Genomic DNA, 17,558 nt, shown 5'->3' on the forward strand with positions numbered 1-17,558 from the left:
CACGATATGGTTAACGAAGGTTGACCGCTCTGGCCCGGACGTCATGTTTCGCATCGACTTCAACAAGCTGCGCTTCCTCGTCTGCGACGACAATCCGCACATGCGCCGCATCCTGCGGACGCTGCTGCATTCCTTCGGCGCGCGCGAGGTCTATGAAGCCGAGGACGGCGCCACGGCGCTCGAAATGTACAGCCATTACGTGCCCGACATCGTCATCACCGACTGGGCCATGCCGATCTTCGACGGGCTCGAGCTTGCGCAGATGATCCGGCAGCCCGAATCGAAGGGCAACCCCTACGCACCGATCATCATGCTGACCGGCCATTCCGAGAAGCGTCGCGTCACGGTCGCGCGCGATGCCGGCGTCACCGAATTCCTGGCCAAGCCGATCTCGGCCAAGGGCCTCTATCAGCGCATCCTCAACGTGGTCGCCAATCCCCGCCCCTTCATCAAGACCAAGACCTATTTCGGGCCGGACCGGCGCCGCAACACCAACTCCGCCTATATGGGCCCCGAGCGCCGCGTCGGCGAAAAGCACGAGGTGCTGCAGCAGCCCTCGCTGCTCGACAAGGCCCGCTCCTCCATCTAGCGCAACGTCTTCAGACGAGGCAGGTATCATGGCGAAGAACAGCGCAAAGGACATCGAGGTCAAGGCCTTCGCCACGCACCACGTCATCACGCAGCCCAACCCGCTCCGCAAGGTCCTGCGCCGCGTCGAAGAAAAGGACATGGACGATCCGGTCGGCCGCGCCGAACAAGCGCTCGCGAGTCTCTCCGGTGAGTTCAAGGACTGGATGGCGATCGAGGTCCAGAGACTGTCCACCGCCTGGACTGCCGTGCAGAAGGATGGCTTCACGAAGAAGCTGCGCGACGAGCTGTTCCACGCCGCGCACGACATCAAGGGCGATGCGGCGACGTTCGGCTTTCCTTCGGCAGCGGGAATCGCCGAGAGCCTGTGCCGCGTCATCGAGCACGCGCCAGATCTGGAAAAGGTGCCGGCCGAGCTGTTCACGCACCACATCAATGCCATTCTCGCCATCGTGCACGAGAACACCAGGCTCGACAGCCTCAGCGTCTCCGCCGAGCTCAGCCGCCGCCTGCGCAAGGTCGCCGACGACTATCTCGCCAACGTCAACCGCGACCGCCCCGAGCATCTCGAGGTCATCCTGGCCCCGAGCATCGCGCCGGTGGAATGAGGGCCGAACTCTCCACTCTCGTCATTGCGAGCGCAGCGAAGATCCAGACTGCCTCCGCGGCGGAATTCTGAATTCCTGAGCTTGTGGATCCGGCTAGGCCGCGATCAGATCGTCGTAAGCCAGGTCGACCGCATCATCCGCAACGAGCTCGTCGCAGAACAGCCGTGCCTCCTCGCGCGCGGATTCGGTGGCAAAGCGGCGTAGCAGGACCATCAGCGGCTCAGTGGCGCCCCGGTCGGCCTCGCAGTGGGTGAGCACGCGCTCGACCATGCGCCGGCGCAGCCGCGCCGCGCCGTCGTCGCTATCGACAAAGCCTTGCTCGTGGCAGGCATCAAGCGCGACCTGGAACGCCGCAAACGTCGCCTCCGGAAGCCCGGCGCGACGGAGCAGCGCGTGCAGGCTATTGCCGCCGCGATCGTGCAGCAACGCGGAGACACGTGCCAGCGGCAAATCGGCGAGTTCGGCGAGGGCCGCGTCGAACAAATCGATGTTGCCCGAGAGCAGTGCACGCAGGATCAGCCCCGCGGTAAGCTGACCGGTGATGCGCAAATGCCTGACCAGGCCTTGCATATCCTCGCCGCGCGAGCGCGCCGCGATGTTCATGGTGGAGCGGTCACGCGCCTCGATTGTGATGCGGTCCGCACGGTCGGCGCTCAGCCAGTTCCGCGCCACGACGAATTGCGCCAGCGTCTGCGAGAGCTTTTCCACCAGCGCCGCGCGCGTTGCGGCCGGCAGATCCTCCAGCACCAGCATCGCCTCGCGGATCGCCGCGAGATGGCCGTGACGCTCGACGATGCGGTCCCAGGAGAACGGGGCGAGTTCGGCGTGGGGATTCTCGATCAGCTCAAGTGCGGCAGCCGCGCAGCCGACTTCGGCGATCGCGGCGCACACCGACACCGGCAACGCGATCCGGCGGGCCACCGCGCATTGCACCTCCTCGTTGCCGGTCGCGACGATATCGACGAGGTCGGCGTCGATCAGCAGCGGGGAATGTTCGAGCACCGGCAGCGCGACGGTCGGCTGATCTGTCGACAGCGCCCGCACGATTGCGGCCGGCGCCTCGGCGCTGCGGGCAAAGGCCTCGGCCATCGCCTGCCGCACCAGGGGCGAGGGATCGTCGAGCAGCATCAGAAGCGCGCCTTCAGCGGCGATGCGGTCGTCTGCAGAAAGGTCTGAGATCAGCCAGGCCCGGGCCAACGCCCGTGTTGCCTCGGCCCGCTCGCCTGCGGGCGCCGTCCTGATCCAATTAATGAAGTGCCGAACAATCATCCTGCTTCCGGCTTACACAACAAACGAAAATGGTGACGGCTCGTCACCTGCAACACAAAATAAACCACGACGCTTAACAAAGCGTTCACCATAACCAACTGGTTTTATTGACGTTTTGTTAATGGAACAAGACACCAGCCACACGTGCCGCGAGTACCGGCGCAGCGCCCTTTGGCGATGCGCCGCTGAGCCGGGCCCACCCTTCGAGAGAGGCGCACGCGGCATGGGCGCGGCTCCACGCTGCAGTGGCTTCAGACTGCGGCGCGTCCGAGATGGGAGCGGAGACTAGCTCGAGAACGTGCCGCTACGATCGCTGAAGAGATCGAGCGGCTGCGGCGGCCGCACGTCCGGCGTCGCCGACGCGACCGAGGTGAGCGAGGCGTTGTCGCCCCATAGTTTCTGCACCGTTGTCGAGACCGGCTGCGTGGCATCGCCAGGCTGATAGATCGAACGAAACACCGGCGTGCCCGGCGCATTGTCCGCGAGCGTCGCCGGCGAGGTCGCACTGACGGGCGTCGCGGCCCGTGTGTTCGGGAAGGTCTGAAGATAGACGGCATTGTCGACGACCGGTGCCGTCGGCTGCACGCCGATCGCGCTCGCGACCTCGGTGGTCGACGGCGTGTCGCCATACATCGCCATCGCGCTGCGCGTCACTTTCGAATTGGCTGCACTGGCGTAGCGCGCGTCGAGCACCGAATAGACCTCGGAGACACTGCGGGCCCGGCCGTCTTTGGCGTAGAAGATCGAGCGATTGGCGGACGCCGCGTTGGGAAACAGCCGCGCACCAACCGCCTGCGGATTGTCCTCGGCATTGGCGATCAGCCTGGCCGCGCCGCCGACGCCCATGAAATGCGCCATGTAGAGCTCGCTGTCGGACGGCCTGCGGCCGAGCAGGCCGGTGAGCTTGAAACTGTTCGACTGCGTCAGCGCCGCCGCCATGCTGGAGGCGGCTTCGGGGTCGTCGCGCAGCTTCATGATCGACCGCTTCATCACGGGATCATCGACGGTGTAGGTGCCAGCCGAGGTTCTGGTGATGGCGTCGGCGTAGCTGCCGTAGCCGAGCTGGGTGCCGGCTTCCTTCACGGTACCAAGCCAGGTCTGGTCGATGAACTGGTAGAGCCCGTGCGCGGACGAGGTGGTGGCCCCCGCCGTCGGTTCGAAATCCGATTCCATCTTGGCAGTGGTCAGCATGTACTGGAAGCTGACGCCGGAGATGTTGGAGGCCTGCTTGATCGCACCGGCGACGCGCGCCCGCGACGGATCGAGGCCGACCGTCTGGGTGGCACTGGAATTGTCGACCGACATGATGAAATGCCCGCCCCACGCGGCGTTGAGCGACGCCGGCAATTCGGCGCCCGTCGTCTCACCGTGGGACAGTCATGGTTAATGCGGGGTTAATTCAGCCCTCACTGTCATTCCGGGGCGCGCGCAGCGCGGGCCCGGAATCCATCGCAAGGCATTGCGCGCGGCCGAATGGATTCCGGGCTCGCACCTGCGGTGCGCCCCGGAATGACAGCGAGTTATTTCTTGTAGACCGCGTCCGGATCGAACAGCTGCTCGGCGTCGGCGAACACCAGCTTCGCTCCCCCGCCCTCCGCTTCGACCTTGCGATAGAAGCAGGACCGGCGCCCGGTATGGCAGGCCGCGCCGACTTGCTCGACGCGGATCCAGACCGCGTCCTGGTCGCAATCGGTGCGCATCTCGACCACGCGCTGGGTCTGACCCGAGGTCTCACCTTTTCGCCACAAGGCATTGCGCGAGCGGCTGAAGTACCAGGCATCGCCGGTCGCGATCGTCTTGCGCAGCGCCTCCTCGTTCATGTGTGCGACCATGAGCACGTCGCCGGTGGCGACGTCGGTCGCGACGCAGGTCACGAGGCCGCTCGCATCGAACCTGGGCAGGAAGGCGAGACCTTCTTCGATCTCATGGGAGTGAGCGGACACAGGAGCCTCGCGAGTCTACTTGCGAGGTCAGCGCGTGCCTCGCACCAGGGACAGGAAACGGGCCTGCTCCGCGGGGTTGTCGCGGAACATGCCGGTGAAGCGGCTGGTGAACGTGGAAGCGCCATGCTTGGCGACGCCACGCACCGACATGCAGGTATGCTCGGCCTCGATCAGCACGGCAACGCCGCGAGGCTTGAGCACCTCGTCGATCGCCGCCGCGATCTGCGCCGTCAGGTGCTCCTGGGTCTGGAGCCTGCGGGCGAAGATGTCGGTCAGGCGCGCAAGCTTGGACAGGCCGACGACACGTTCCACCGGCGTATAGGCGATGTGCGCCTTGCCGTAGAACGGCATCATGTGATGCTCGCACTGCGAGGTGAATTCGATGTCGCGCACCAGAACGAAGTCGTCATAGCCGGCGGTCTCGCCAAAGGTGCGGTCGAGCACCTCGGCCGGGCACTGGTGGTAGCCCTGATAGAGTTCGTCGAAAGCTTCGACGACACGGCGCGGCGTGTCGAGTAGGCCCTCGCGCTCTGTGTTCTCGCCGATATAGGCGAGCAATGTCTTGACCGCGGCTTCCGCCTCGGCGCGTGCCGGGCGCGGCTGGTCGGCACGAACGGCGGCTGCGAGGAATTCGGCGGGATCAAGCTCGGCCGGGCGGCTCTCAAGCTGCCGGTCGGAGGGCTTGTTGGGGCGGATGGCTTTGATTGCAGCGTCCATATCGACTCCGTTCGACGGCCTTGCGGCCGGAGTGTCACCGGCAGACGGGGCGGCCAAGCCGCCGGACGCCTGAACAGAACAAGCTTCAGTGGAACGTCCTGAGGCGACAACGCCGGCAGCGCATATCTGGATCACCGCCATCGCACCGCTGGACTGTTTTTCCACCAGTTCCGTCCCTATATAGGACCGTGCACGGCGCCCGCCAAGGCCGATCCGGCCCGGAAGTCCTGGACTCCATCACATGCTGAACGACATCTACAACAAACGGATCATCGAACTGGCTGGGAATATTCCGCGCCTCGGGCGGCTGTCGGACCCCGATGCCTCCGCCACTGCCCACTCCAAACTGTGCGGATCGACCGTGAAGGTCGACGTCAAGATGAATGGGGATACCGTCACCGACTTCGCGCATGACGTGAAGGCTTGTGCCTTGGGCCAAGCCTCTTCATCCATCATGGCAAGTCACGTGGTCGGCTCGACTGCGAGCGAACTCCGTGAGTTACGCGAAACGGTTCGCAAGATGCTGAAGGAGAACGGTGCGCCTCCTGAAGGCAAATGGGAAGAAATCAAGTTCCTCGAGCCGGTCCGCGACTACAAGGCGCGCCATGCCTCGACACTTCTGACCTTCGATGCCGTGGTCGATGCCATCGGCCAGATCGAAGCCAAGGCCAAGCAGCCGGCCGCAGCGCAGGGCTGATCCAACCGGGGCGTCATTCCGGGTCGGCAAATGGCGAAGCCGGAATCCTGCGCTGCAATATCTGGATTCCGGGTTCGTCGCTTTGCGACGCCCTGGAATGACCGTGCGGGGAGCTTACTTCTGCGTCGCCGCAGCCGGCGCGGCCACGCCACCCGTCGGCACCAGGGCTTCCGCCGTCTTGGTTGATTTGGCAGGCTGCGCCTGCTCCGGTTCCGCGCCGAACCTGGCCTGCGTCTTCGGTGCCAGTTCCGCCATTGCTGGCGCTGAAATATCCACATGCGGGAGCACATCAGCCACGAGATCGGTCGTGACCAGATTGGTGAGCTTGAGTTCGCCGGCGTCGAGCTCGTGCAAGTCTTCCCAGGGCGGAACACTGAGCGCAAGCGACAGCAAGTCGCCGGCGCCGCCCATGTCGAATGTGTATTTGGCGAGCCGGCCGATGTCGCGCTCCACGATCATCAGGTCCTGCGCGCTGTAGCTCGCCGCCTTGGCATCGTCAGCCCGGTCGCCCATCCAGATCTGGTGGACCCGGACATGGGCGGCTTCCGGCACGTAGCGCTTCTTGCCGGCGAGCAGCAGGAACACGCACATGGATTCGCAATAGGCTTCCGGCGCGACCGCCGGGCGAGTCGATGGCCCGCCGCGGAGGCTTACGCCGACCGTGGTCAAAAGCCCGAGATTGCGGAAGCGCCGGCCGAGCGTGATCGCGTCATTGACGGACCCGCCGCTCGAATCGAGCACGACGGTCGCGCCCCCGAGCTGGCGTCCGCGCGAAAACTCTTCGAATTCCCTTGGCGTATCGGCGGTGATGATGCCAACCGCGCTGACCCAGCCGCGGCAGTTCGGCTCGCAGGCGACCCAGCTGAACTTCATCGGCAGCTTGCGCTCTTCGAGGGTGTTGCCTGCCCGGGCCGACGACCCGAAAGTCGCGACGGCGCCAGCCAGCGCGATTCCACAGACGGCGGTTCCCACCAGCAACCAGCCGCGAAGATTGAGCGACGTCAGACGTTTCAAACTGGTCCCTTCCCCAAGCCCCAAGGCGATTCAGGCAAGCCCCGTTTTGCGCGTTCAATGAGTCTACACATGAACGTCACAAAAATGGTATCCGGGGGAATACAGATCGTCCAGAGATACTTGCTGCACTGCTCCCAAAAAGCACGCAAATAGGGCGCGCAAACAACAGCTTACGGTTCCCTGCGCCGGAACCGGGCAACCCCTGGCTTAAGGTCGCAGCAAAACGCACATGAAGCATTCAGCATGCGAGCACTGTTCCAGTTCCGGTGTGCTCCGGCTGCCGCGCAGATTCGGCCGCGCGCTGATCTGGCTGTATCGGCACACATTGTCGCCCCTGGTCGGTTACAACTGCCGGCACTTGCCGACATGCTCCGTCTACGGCGATGAGGCGATCGAACGGTTCGGGCTCTGGGCCGGCGGCTGGATGACGCTGGCGCGCCTGCTCCGCTGCCATCCCTTCGGCACGTCCGGCATCGACAACGTACCCCTCGCCGCGCCGCAAGGCGCACGCTGGTATCTGCCCTGGCGTTACGGCCGCTGGCGCGGGGTCAATGCACCCTGATGGAGGCTGCGGTGATGGTGCATCGCCGCCCTGACCGGAACCGGCACTTTCCGCTCGCGTTGTTTCGATGCTCCCACGGGAGGAAACAACAATGCGCTGGAAAATCAGCCCTCATTTTCACTTCCGGCCTGGTCCGAATTTCGGTCACAGGGGACACGATCCCAGAACCATCGACCTGCTCGCCGTCATCGCGCTGCTCGCGCTCGTCCTCGGCTCAGGTTGGTATCTGGCGAGGAGCTTCGCGACACAGCCAAGCACGACGACGTTCATCGTGCCGAGCCAGAGCGTGCATTGGTAGCTCAGAGGTCCAGCACCAGCCGCTCGGCATCCGAGCCCGCCACGCAAACCATGAGATAGCGTTCGCGTTCATAGGGCGACAGGATGCGGTCGCGGTGAACCGGCTTGCCTTCGATCCATCCGACCTTGCAGGCGCCGCAGATGCCGCCGCAGCAGGAGGTAGCGATCTCGATGCCTCCCTCCTGCAATGCGGCCAGCATGCTCTGGCCGGCCCGTACTTCGATCTCGGCGCCCGAGCGCGCCAGTGACAGTGTGAACGGTTTGGCATCGGGATCGACGACCGGTGGTGGTGCGACGAACCGCTCGATATGGACGCTCGCCGCGGGCCACGCTGCGGTCACCCGCTCGAAATCGTCGATCATGCTTTCCGGGCCGCAGCAGGCGACCATCGTCTCAGATCCGCGCTCTCCGACGAGTGCCGCGAGATCGGGACGCCCGTTCCGGGACGTCCGATGTACGATGATGCGCCCCCCTTCGATCAGCGAGCCGAGATGCGCGGCGAGCGGCACCTCCTCTCGCACGATCAGATGCAGCGTGAAGTCGGCTTGCTTCGTTCGTTCGAGATGCCGTGCCATGGACAAGAACGGCGTCACGCCGATGCCGCCAGCCAGGAACACGTAGCGCGCGATGCGAGCTTGGGGCTCAAGTCCGCCGCGTGGCAACGACACGCCGATGGCATCGCCGATGCCGATTTCGTCGTGCAGCGCCCGCGAACCGCCGCGTCCATCCGCTTCGCGCTTGACCGCGATGACATAGCGCGTGTTGTCCGCGGGCTCGTTGCACAGCGAATAAGTGCGGACCAGCGCGTTCGGCAGATGCAGATCGATATGCGCGCCGGGTTTGAACCGCGGCAGTTCCCATCGGTCGGGATCGGCCAGCGTGAACAGTTTGATGCCTGCCCCCGCCTCCTCGATGCCGGTGACGACCGTCTTGACCGTCGTGATCGGTCGCGCGCTCATGCCGCATTCCGCACGGTATCGCCGACCCTGACGATGCCGCCTTGCAGGATCTTGCAGTTGAGACCGGAACGATTGATCAGGGGATCGAAGATCGCCTTGCCCGTGATCTCCTCGATATGCCGGCACGGCACCGACAGCCGCGTCGCTTCCAGCAGGGTCTCGCCCAGCCAGAAGCGGCGGCCGACGAGATGATTGAGCGGCACGCCCTCCACCGTGACGTTACGCCGATGCTCTTCCGGGCCGAGCTCGATCCCGGCGTCGCGCTTCAGTGCAACCAGCGTCTCGAGTTCGAACAGGGTGACCTGCCGGCCCTCTTCTGGCTTGTGCGAGTAAAACCCCTCTTCCTTTCCGATCATGTAGCGGTCGCCCTCGATTCCTTTTCCGGCGACGAGGGTGATGGTCTCGGCTGCGCGCATCGGCAGGAACGCGCGCGGGGTGAGATGGAGGAAGCGCACCACACCGAGCCACCCGAGCTGTGCTGCGCCCTGCGCCGCACCGGCGCTGATCGTATCAAGCATGACAAATCCTTTTGAGAAGTCGTGGCGCCGCCGGCAGCGGCGCCGTGGGATCAGGTCAGTTCCTTGTTCGCCATCTCCGGCGCGAACGTGGTCGCGATCGCGGTGACGGCGGCGCAGGCGACGAGCAGCAGCGACACCGGCCAGGTCGCGCCGCCGCTCCAGGCCATCAGAGAGGCAGCAATCAGCGGCGTCAACCCGCCGCTCAGCGCCGCACCGACCTGGAACCCGAGCGAAGCACCACTGTAACGCAGCCGAGCCGTGAACAGCTCGGAGTACCAGGGCGCGCCGATGCCGAACATGACCATCTGACCGAAAGTGATCGCGACCACGATGGTGCAGACAACGATGGTCGGATCGCGGGTGTCGAGCAGCCAGAACAGCGGGAAGGCAAACAGCGCCGAGAACAGGCAGCTCGCATAGAACATCGTCTTGCGGCCGACGAGGTCGGACAGCCAGCCGAACAGCGGGATAGCGAGCAGTGCGACCAGCGACGCGGCGAACGCCCCGTTCAGCACCACCGCGCGCGGCAGGCCGAGATTGGCGGTGGCATAGGACATCACGAACACGCCGCCGATGCTGGCATAGGCGATCTCGGAGATCTTCAGGCCGACTGCGGTGAAGAACGGCCGGCGGTGATGCCTGAAGATCTCGAGCAGTGGCAGGCTTGCGACTTCCTTTTTGGCCTGGACCTGACGGAAGGCGGCGGTCTCCTCCATGTTGATGCGGATGTAGAGACCGACGCCGACCAGGAGGATCGAGATCAGGAAGGGGATGCGCCAGCCGTAGGTCATGAAGTCGCTCTCCGGCAGGCTCGCCACCAGCGCGAACATGCCGATCGCGGCGAGATTGCCGATGGGGTTGCCGACCTGCACCATGCTGCCAAGCAGGCCGCGGCGATGCGTCGGGCAATTCTCGACCACCATCAGCACGGCGCCGCCCCATTCGCCGCCGAGGCCGATACCCTGGAGAAAGCGCAATCCGATCAGCAGCACCGGCGCAGCAATGCCGATCTGCTGGTAGGTCGGAAGCAGGCCGATCAGGAAGGTGCCGATGCCCATCACCATGATCGTGATCGCGAGCATCGCCTTGCGGCCGACCCGGTCGCCGTAATGGCCAAAGATCGCAGCCCCGAGCGGCCGCGCCAGAAATCCGACGGCGTAAGTGCCGAAGGCCGCGATGGTGGCGAGCGCAGGGTTGCCGGCGGCGAAGAAGACCTTGTTGAACACAAGCGCGGTCGCCGTGCCATAGATGAGGAAGTCGTACCATTCGACCGCGGTGCCGATCACGCTCGACCACACGATCTGTCGCAAGCTCGCCGCCTCGTCCGGCGCTACGTTCAGGGTTACGTCGTCTGCTACGGTCATCGATCTCTCCAAAAGGTACCGGCGCCTGGGAAAAGCAGTTGGTGCGGTCGCGGTGCCCATCGGCAGCCGCGACGGTAAAAATCGATCATGTTTACTACTAGAAATCAACGCCGTGGAACGCGGCAAATGCCGACAATCACGGCAATGCGGGCGAATTGCACCAAAGTTCGGCGATTTTCCGCGTTATACCAATTCACCTGCTCATAATATCCGCGCCCTTGCCCGAAATTTCTGCTCAGAAGTTTTCCAATGGAATACGCTGCGGGCGACCGGCTCGGGGCCTTGCCGGCCGCCGGGCTGGCAGTCCGGCGCCTTCTGTTGCAAAACAGGCTTCAGCAGTTCGGGAGACTCATGCGTGCTTGACGTCAGCAAAGCGACAGCGGTCGGGGCCAACATCCGCCAGGCGCGGATCGCCAAGGGTCTGACGCTGGACCAGCTTGCGAGGCAAAGCGACCTCACGCGCGGCTACATCTCGCTGGTCGAGCGCAACCTCAAGATCCCCTCCCTGGCCGCGCTGCTGCGGATGGCCGCCGCGCTCGAGGTCAATGTCGCGAACTTCTTCGACCCGAACGCCGAGCCGGCACCGCGCTACACGCTGTTCCGCCGCCAGGACGGCAATGTGCCGCTATTCCAGGACACGTTCGGCGTGGTCCCGCTGGCGACCGGTCGCACCCGCAAGATGATGGAGCCGTTTCTGCTGAGCCCGCCGCACAAGGCGGCCACGCGCGCCTCGCATGCGGGCGAGGAGCTGCTGTTCGTCATCAACGGCAGGATCGCGATCAAGCTCGATGGCGAAGAGCTCGTCCTCGGCAGGGGAGATTGCCTGTATTTTTCAGGCGAGACGCCGCACGAGGTCAGGAGCCTCGGCCGGCAGAAGGCCGAAGTGCTGGTCGTCGTGGCCCAGACGTCTTAACGCCCAGCCTCGGCAAATAGCCTACCGGAACCAGAAAAAACGTCCCTGTGACGGTGGGACCGACTCCGGCGGCCGCAGCCGTTTCGGGCGCGGCGGCCTTGGCGGCGGCTCGGTAGCCGAAGTGGTCTCCGCAGTCGGCGCAGTGTCGCTGCCCGGCACCTTCACCGACAGCAGCAAATTCGATTCGCGCATCCGCCAGCGATAGCCGACGCCGAAATCGATCGGCTGGGCGCGCGTGAACAGTTCGGCGTAGCGCTCCTGGTAGCGGCCGGGGAATTCGTCGATCGGACCGAGATAGCGGCCGAACGGGAAGAACCGCCATTGCCGTGCGTTGTAATTCGCGAGCGGAATGCCGGAATCGTCCTGGATGATGGTGGCACTGTTGGCAAGCAGCCAGTCGCGCACGACGGAGAAATTGCCGGAGTGCAACAGATAGGACGCACTCTTGAGCAGGCTGTTGCCGGGCCCGAGCGTCTCGCAGAACTTCAGGAAGCCTGCGGCGCGCGCGCCGGAATTGGATAGATCGATCGAGAAATAATACAGCGTGCGCGCTTCCCCATCGCTGCCGGCGAAGGTGATGCGGACGCCGCGCGTTGCGTTTCGTCCGGGATTGTCGTCGCCGACATGCACCCCGCCCTTGTCGTCGAGCGCGATCATCTCGACATTGCGGATGGTCTTGCCGGAGCGCGCGAGGAAGACATAGAGGATCGGCAAGGTGCCGTTGACCTGATTGGCGTGCAGGTCGACCTTCATCTGCTTGGTGATGAAGAAGGAGAAGCTCAGGATCGAGCCGAGCGAACGCTCGACATTGTAGAGCGCGGCGGCGACCGAACCACGCGGCAGCCGCGTCAGGTCGGGCACGGCGCCGACCGGCTCCAGCGCGCCGAGCACATACGTGCTGGCCTTGGAATAGAAGGCATTGGCGTAGAGGAAATCCGGGCCGCTGAACATGTAGAACATGGTCGGCCGGGGCGCGGCGAGATTGGCGTCGGCCCAGCTGCGGATATTGGAGAGCTGCCGCTGTTCGAGCTGGGCGAAAGCGCCATCGAAGAACTTTGCATGGCGCTGCCAGCCCGGATCCCTGGTGAGCGGCACCAGCGGCGAGTCCGCCGAAGGCTGCATGCCCGCAAGGAAGCGCGCGGTGTCGTCGAAGGTGACGTCGGCGGCACGGACGGACGAGACGGACGCAGCCAGCAGGGCAAGGGCGACGGCCACAATTCTCAGGGGGCGGACCATGTCTATTCGCGATTGTCTGACGTACCAGCGGCAGCCGGCCGCCTGCGGAACACAGCATAAATCAACAGGCCCGCGAGCATGACGAGCATCCCCGAGAGCGACTGCACCGGCCGCTCGGTCAGGAGGTAGTACATCATGAACGCGGTCACGAGCAGGAAAACCAGCGGTGTGAACGGGTATCCCCAAGCGCGATAGGGCCGCGGCAGGTCGGGATCGGTGATGCGCAGCTTGATGACGCCGGCGACCGTGAAGAACGAGCAGAACAACAGCGCGAACTGGATGAAGTCGAGCACCGCCTCGAAGCTGCGCGTGAACAACAGCAGGTTGGCGATGGCGAGCTGGAACAGGACGGCATATGCCGGCGCGCCGCTCGCCGATCGCTTCGAAAACACGCGCAGGGCCGGAATGTCCTCCCCCATCGTCATCATCACGCGCGGCCCGATCCACATCATCGCGCTGATCGAGGAGATCAGGCCGACGCAAATCATGGCGCCGACGATCCGGCCGCCGAGGCTGCCGAAGATGGCGCTGCCGGCGACGCTGGCGACGTCGAGTTGGCCGGCGAGCGCACTCACCGGCGTGGAATAGAGAAAGACCGCGTTCAACGCGACGTACAGCACGAGCACGATCAGCGTGCCCGCAAGCAGCGCGCGCGGCAGGTTCTGTTGCGGCAAGCTCATTTCGCCGATGATGTAGGTCGCGGCATTCCAGCCCGAGAAGGAATACATCACGAAGACGAGGCCGATCGCGAATGGCGCGCTGACGATGTGGGCGAGATCGCCCGGCTGCGGCGTGAAGGCGATCGGCTGCGGCACGCCGATGACGAAGCCGGCGACCAGGAAGGCGACGATCAGGACGACCTTGAGGATGGTCGAGATCAGCTGGAAGGTCGAGGAGTGCCGGACTCCGGTCAGTTGCACGAGCGAGACCAGCCACACCACGCCGATGGCAAGCGGAATCGGCGGCAGATCCGGGACAACCGATTTGGCGTATTCGCCGAACGCCATCGCCGCGAGCGCAACCGGCGCCGCGAAGCCGACCGTGGCCGACACCCAGCCGGCGAGAAAGCCGAAGGCCGGATGATAGGCGCGGCCGAGGAAATTGTACTCGCCGCTCGAGCGCGGAAACATCGCGCCCAATTCGCTGTACGCGAACACCCCGCACAAGGCGACGATGCCGCCGACGGTCCAGAGCAGCAGGATCGAGAAGCCGGACGGGATGTCCTTGACCTGGAACCCGAGGCTGGTGAAGACGCCGACCCCGATCATGTCGGCCACGACGATGGCGGTTGCGACCGGAACGGAGACCCCGGCCCCGCTCCCGGTCAGCCGGCCCATCCAGGCTGCGGTTCCCGCATGTGATGCCGTCATCGCGGTCCTTAACCTCAGGCGTCTCGCCTCGTAGGCCATCGTGCAATTTGGCCCAGTCAATTCAAGCAGGGTTAACAAGGGTTAAATGAGGCAACGGTAGCGGGTACCAAGACACCGACTAACCACGCTTTTGGACAATGACGCCGGGATTTGCCCGGAATTTCCCGATCCCCCTCCCCACAATCAGGACACGATTGCATGATCCTTTTGAGCGTTCCGGATGTGGGGAAGTTGCTCCGGACGCTTAACGTCGCCTAAACGCCAGTCGGCTCAATTGTCTTAAAGCATGCCGACGGACTTGATGTCGTGACTTGGGGTCATGGGTGGATGTTCGGGGCCGTTCCGAGACTGAGAGCTGACTGTCGTGCCGATCGGACAACGTCCGGTGCGCGCCGTCGTGCGCTCCGGGTCGGCCTGATCTCGGCCTTGGTGCCGCTGTCGCTGGTTCAATGCGGCAGGGCGCCCGATCCGGCGGCGCTGGCAACGAACTCGCAGGCGAATGTCCAGGTCGTCGCCAAAACCAGTTCGCAAACCTCCAACGGACGCGTGGCAAGCGGCGACACGTTCGAGGACCGCTTCCCCGCCCCGCAGTTCAAGGAGCGCTTTCCCTCGGCGAGCGAAAGCTTCCTGCAACGGCAGATGTCGGACCTCTCGCCCAGGCGCGCCGTTCAGCAACAACCGCCGGAGCAAGCGTCCTACAAGGTCGCTTCGCTCGAGCCGCAGGTCCCCTACAAGCGTCCGCCGCGCGACGACCTGACGACACTCGTCAGCATGAAATCGTCGGCCTTCCCTTACTTCGGCAACAACCCCGCTTCCGACGCGCCCTTCCTCAACATTTCCAAGGGCGACCGCCGCGGCCACCGCAGCTATTCCGGTCGCGTGTTCTGGCAGGACGAGACCTACAGCGACAGCCGGGTGCTGGTGCACGTGCCCGAGCATTTCGACGTGCACAAGCCGGGTGTGATCGTGGTGTTCTTCCACGGCAATGGCGCGACGCTCGAGCGCGACGTACGCGACCGCCAGCTGGTGCCCAAGCAGATCAGCGAATCCGGCGCCAACGCCGTGCTCCTTGCACCGCAAATGGCCGTCGATGCCGCCGATTCCAGCGCCGGCAAGTTCTGGCAACCGGGCGGGTTCAAGCGCTTCATGGCGGAATCGGCCGACCATCTCGCCCGCCTCACCGGCGATCCCGACAGTGCGCGCGCTTTCGCCAACATGCCGATCGTGATCGTCGGCTACAGCGGCGGCTTCCTGCCGACGGCCTGGAGCCTTGAGGTCGGCGGCATCAGCGATCGCGTCCGCGGCGTGGTGCTGCTCGACGCCATCTACGGCGAACTGGACAAGTTCGCCTCCTGGATCGAGAGCCACCGTTCCGGCTTCTTCGTCAGCTCCTACACCCGCTACACGGCGCGGCGCGACCGTGAGCTGATGAGCATGCTGCGGCAGAAGGGCATCAGCGTCGCCGAGGACATGGACGAGCCGCTCCGTCCCGGCAGCGTGGTGTTCGTGGAGACCGGCGACGGCATCACCCATCGCGATTACGTGACCCGCGCCTGGACGCGGGATCCGCTCAAGGACGTGCTGGTGAAGATGTCGGCAACGCCGTCGCTAGCGCTCACGCGCGTCGCCTCGACCAATCCATCCGCATCGAGCCGCTAGGCCCAATTGCTCAGCTCGATCAGCGACTGAGCCCTGACCTGGCGAATATCAGTTCTTGGGCAGCTTCGGAATGCTCTCGGCAAAGCCGTTGAAGCAGGTCAGCCGCTCGTCCTCTTCCTTGAAGAAACGGCAATCTGCGTAGCCCTTGGCCTTCGCCGGCTTCGGCTTCGGCGCCGGCGGGATCACGGCGTCGTAGCAGTTGAGGCGATCCTTGGTGCCGTCGTCGATCTCGAGGCAGGCCTGGAGCCGGACGGCAATCGACTGCGGCTTGCCCTTCGCTGCCGCGGCGGGCTTGGCCGCGGCCTCGTTGGTCCCCTTGGGCTTGACCTGGACCAGCGGCTTGTCCCCCACCATCGGGGGCTTGTCGGCTTGCGCAAATGCGGAGGTCGAATAGAGCACCGCGGCAACCGCCAGAATCATCCTCATTTCAGTCAACTCTCTTTGGTCCCCATGACCGGCCTTCTAGCGCCCTCACGCGAGGTTTGCCAAGCACCTTGCGCACAGGAAAGACGGCGTTCAGGCGGTTGTGGCAGCAGCCGGCCGCGGCCGGGTCAGCGCCAACAGGACCAGCGCCAGCACGACGAAACCCACCGCGACGAAGCCGAGCGTGTGCAGAAGCTCGCGGGCAAACAGCAGCCCACCGACGGCGGAGCCGACCGCCTGGCCGATATAGAGGACCGAGGTATTGAGCGCGACGGTCGCCGATGCCAGCGGCGGCGCGGCCGCGACCAGCCGCACCTGCTGCATCGAATTGGTCGACGCGAAGCCAAGCCCCCAGGACGCGACCGCGACCGCCATCAAGACGAGCGAGCCCGCGCCGAACGCCCAGCCGGTCATCCCGGCAAGCAGCAGGCAGGTGAACAGCAACGAGGTACGATAGGGCCCCGAGGTGTCGACGATGCGGGTCGCGATGACAACGCCAAGCAAGCCGCAGACGCCGTAAAGCGCGAACACCATGCCGATCGCATCGGCACCCGCGCCGGTGAGCTTGTTGAGCAGCGGGCCCATATAGGTGAACACGACGAACTGCCCCGACATCTGCAACTTCGTTATCGCAAGCAGCAGCAGGATCGTCCTGCTCCGGCCGACCGCGGCCCATGTCTTCAGATCCACAGGTGCGCCCTTCAGGCCCGCCGGAAGACGCAGCAGCAACAGCAGCAAGCTGATGCAGCCGAGCGCGCCGATCCCGCCATAGGCCGCGCGCCAGCCATAGCGGCTGGCGATGAAGGTGATCAGCGGCAGGCCGACGGCGGCTGCCAACGACCAGCCAAGAAAAATGTACGCAATGGTGCTGCCGCGCCGTTCCGCCGGCACGATCAGCGCTGCCGTGCCGGCGGCCTGCGGCGTGTAGAGCGCACCGACCGCGAGCATCACGAGGCGAATGACAAGGAGGCTGGCGTAGTCGGGCGCAAAGGCCGAAGCGAGATTGCCGAAGGCGAGCACCGCAAGCGTCGTTGCGAGCAGCGTCCGCCGTTCGATGCGGCTGGTGAGCCAGGCCGTCAGCGGCGAGCCGATGCACAGCGTGACCGCGCCGAACGTGATCAGGAGCCCGGCCGCGTGGATGCTGACCTCAAGTCCCGTCGCCAGTTCCGGCAGCATGCCCGCCGGCGCCAGCACCGAGCAGCCGGTGAGGAGATTGCCGAGCATCAGGGCGGTTGGCGCGAAACGGCCGGCGGCGGGGGCTTTTTTCATGCAAGTGCATGTAGAGCAGGCTTGCGGCCAGTTGAAGGGCGCTGCTCCAAATAGTTGGTGCAATGTCCCGGCTTTTGCGCGTCACTTTCTTGGATTTGCCGGATTGCGCAGGCCGAATCGCCTGATATATCGCTCGTTCCCGCTTACCTGCG

Annotated in this window: 19 protein-coding genes; 7 read left to right on the plus strand and 12 right to left on the minus strand. The window is 64.8% G+C overall.

What is annotated here, in order from left to right; all coding sequences use genetic code 11:
* Positions 1-43: 43 nt before the first annotated feature.
* Both ABIA42_RS18695 and ABIA42_RS18700 read left to right on the plus strand, forming a co-directional pair.
* Positions 44-589, plus strand: a complete 546-nt coding sequence (locus ABIA42_RS18695; protein WP_008549760.1) for a response regulator — start codon at positions 44-46, stop codon at positions 587-589.
* Positions 590-617: 28 nt separating this feature from the next.
* Entirely contained in the window at positions 618-1,196 is a 579-nt protein-coding gene (locus tag ABIA42_RS18700; RefSeq protein ID WP_028180048.1) for an Hpt domain-containing protein, read from the plus strand.
* A 93-nt stretch (positions 1,197-1,289) separates the two neighbouring features.
* On the opposite strand, the gene ABIA42_RS18705 is transcribed toward ABIA42_RS18700, so the two are convergent.
* From ABIA42_RS18705 to folE, 4 genes are all read right to left on the minus strand, one after another.
* Positions 1,290-2,465 carry a DUF2336 domain-containing protein gene (locus ABIA42_RS18705; protein WP_370122523.1) on the minus strand — a complete coding sequence of 392 codons (1,176 nt, stop codon included), beginning with the start codon at positions 2,463-2,465 and terminating at the stop codon, positions 1,290-1,292.
* A gap of 285 nt (positions 2,466-2,750) precedes the next feature.
* Entirely contained in the window at positions 2,751-3,770 is a 1,020-nt protein-coding gene (locus ABIA42_RS18710; protein ID WP_370122520.1) for a lytic transglycosylase domain-containing protein, read from the minus strand.
* Between the two features lie 215 nt (positions 3,771-3,985).
* Complete coding sequence (gene hisI, locus ABIA42_RS18715) at positions 3,986-4,408, minus strand: phosphoribosyl-AMP cyclohydrolase (protein ID WP_271532619.1); 423 nt, start codon at positions 4,406-4,408, stop codon at positions 3,986-3,988.
* Positions 4,409-4,435: 27 nt separating this feature from the next.
* Positions 4,436-5,125: a GTP cyclohydrolase I FolE gene (gene folE / locus ABIA42_RS18720; protein WP_370122517.1), complete on the minus strand. Its 690-nt coding sequence runs from the start codon at positions 5,123-5,125 to the stop codon at positions 4,436-4,438.
* A gap of 241 nt (positions 5,126-5,366) precedes the next feature.
* On the opposite strand from folE, the gene ABIA42_RS18725 reads away from it, so the two are divergent.
* Positions 5,367-5,822 (plus strand): iron-sulfur cluster assembly scaffold protein, encoded by a 456-nt coding sequence (locus tag ABIA42_RS18725; RefSeq protein WP_370122514.1) that lies wholly within the window; start codon positions 5,367-5,369, stop codon positions 5,820-5,822.
* Positions 5,823-5,936: 114 nt separating this feature from the next.
* Here the strand turns inward: ABIA42_RS18725 and ABIA42_RS18730 are convergent, their stop codons facing one another.
* Entirely contained in the window at positions 5,937-6,836 is a 900-nt protein-coding gene (locus ABIA42_RS18730; RefSeq protein ID WP_370122511.1) for a hypothetical protein, read from the minus strand.
* Between the two features lie 229 nt (positions 6,837-7,065).
* Between ABIA42_RS18730 and yidD the strand changes: the two genes are divergently transcribed.
* Both yidD and ABIA42_RS18740 read left to right on the plus strand, forming a co-directional pair.
* Positions 7,066-7,398 carry a membrane protein insertion efficiency factor YidD gene (yidD, locus tag ABIA42_RS18735; RefSeq protein WP_370122508.1) on the plus strand — a complete coding sequence of 111 codons (333 nt, stop codon included), beginning with the start codon at positions 7,066-7,068 and terminating at the stop codon, positions 7,396-7,398.
* A 91-nt stretch (positions 7,399-7,489) separates the two neighbouring features.
* Positions 7,490-7,696 (plus strand): hypothetical protein, encoded by a 207-nt coding sequence (locus tag ABIA42_RS18740; protein ID WP_028180055.1) that lies wholly within the window; start codon positions 7,490-7,492, stop codon positions 7,694-7,696.
* A gap of 1 nt (position 7,697) precedes the next feature.
* Here ABIA42_RS18740 and ABIA42_RS18745 read toward each other — a convergent pair whose 3' ends face one another.
* The 3 genes from ABIA42_RS18745 to ABIA42_RS18755 are packed head-to-tail and all read right to left on the minus strand — an operon-like array spanning position 7,698 to position 10,536.
* On the minus strand, positions 7,698-8,654 hold the full coding sequence (locus ABIA42_RS18745; protein ID WP_370122504.1) for a 2Fe-2S iron-sulfur cluster-binding protein: 957 nt from the start codon (positions 8,652-8,654) through the stop codon (positions 7,698-7,700).
* Positions 8,651-9,172, minus strand: a complete 522-nt coding sequence (locus ABIA42_RS18750) for an MOSC domain-containing protein (protein WP_370122501.1) — start codon at positions 9,170-9,172, stop codon at positions 8,651-8,653. The genes ABIA42_RS18745 and ABIA42_RS18750 overlap by 4 nt, the downstream gene beginning before the upstream one ends.
* A 50-nt stretch (positions 9,173-9,222) precedes the next feature.
* On the minus strand, positions 9,223-10,536 hold the full coding sequence (locus tag ABIA42_RS18755) for an MFS transporter (RefSeq protein WP_370122498.1): 1,314 nt from the start codon (positions 10,534-10,536) through the stop codon (positions 9,223-9,225).
* Positions 10,537-10,891: 355 nt separating this feature from the next.
* On the opposite strand from ABIA42_RS18755, the gene ABIA42_RS18760 reads away from it, so the two are divergent.
* Complete coding sequence (locus tag ABIA42_RS18760) at positions 10,892-11,449, plus strand: helix-turn-helix domain-containing protein (protein WP_131871146.1); 558 nt, start codon at positions 10,892-10,894, stop codon at positions 11,447-11,449.
* 21 nt (positions 11,450-11,470) lie between these two features.
* On the opposite strand, the gene ABIA42_RS18765 is transcribed toward ABIA42_RS18760, so the two are convergent.
* Together ABIA42_RS18765 and ABIA42_RS18770 are read right to left on the minus strand one after the other, a co-directional pair.
* On the minus strand, positions 11,471-12,685 hold the full coding sequence (locus ABIA42_RS18765) for a hypothetical protein (protein ID WP_370122494.1): 1,215 nt from the start codon (positions 12,683-12,685) through the stop codon (positions 11,471-11,473).
* A 2-nt stretch (positions 12,686-12,687) separates the two neighbouring features.
* The gene (locus ABIA42_RS18770; protein ID WP_370122492.1) at positions 12,688-14,055 is read right to left on the minus strand and encodes an APC family permease; all 1,368 of its coding nucleotides are present in this window, start codon (positions 14,053-14,055) and stop codon (positions 12,688-12,690) included.
* Positions 14,056-14,382: 327 nt separating this feature from the next.
* Between ABIA42_RS18770 and ABIA42_RS18775 the strand changes: the two genes are divergently transcribed.
* A complete protein-coding gene (locus ABIA42_RS18775) occupies positions 14,383-15,714 on the plus strand; it encodes an alpha/beta hydrolase (protein WP_370122489.1) in 1,332 nt (443 codons plus the stop codon).
* Positions 15,715-15,762: 48 nt separating this feature from the next.
* Here ABIA42_RS18775 and ABIA42_RS18780 read toward each other — a convergent pair whose 3' ends face one another.
* On the minus strand, positions 15,763-16,140 hold the full coding sequence (locus ABIA42_RS18780) for a hypothetical protein (protein WP_271532638.1): 378 nt from the start codon (positions 16,138-16,140) through the stop codon (positions 15,763-15,765).
* A gap of 90 nt (positions 16,141-16,230) precedes the next feature.
* Positions 16,231-17,406, minus strand: a complete 1,176-nt coding sequence (locus ABIA42_RS18785) for an MFS transporter (RefSeq protein WP_370122486.1) — start codon at positions 17,404-17,406, stop codon at positions 16,231-16,233.
* Positions 17,407-17,558 lie beyond the last annotated feature (152 nt).

The sequence above is a fragment of the Bradyrhizobium sp. USDA 327 genome, from assembly GCF_041262065.1.
Lineage (GTDB): Bacteria > Pseudomonadota > Alphaproteobacteria > Rhizobiales > Xanthobacteraceae > Bradyrhizobium > Bradyrhizobium liaoningense.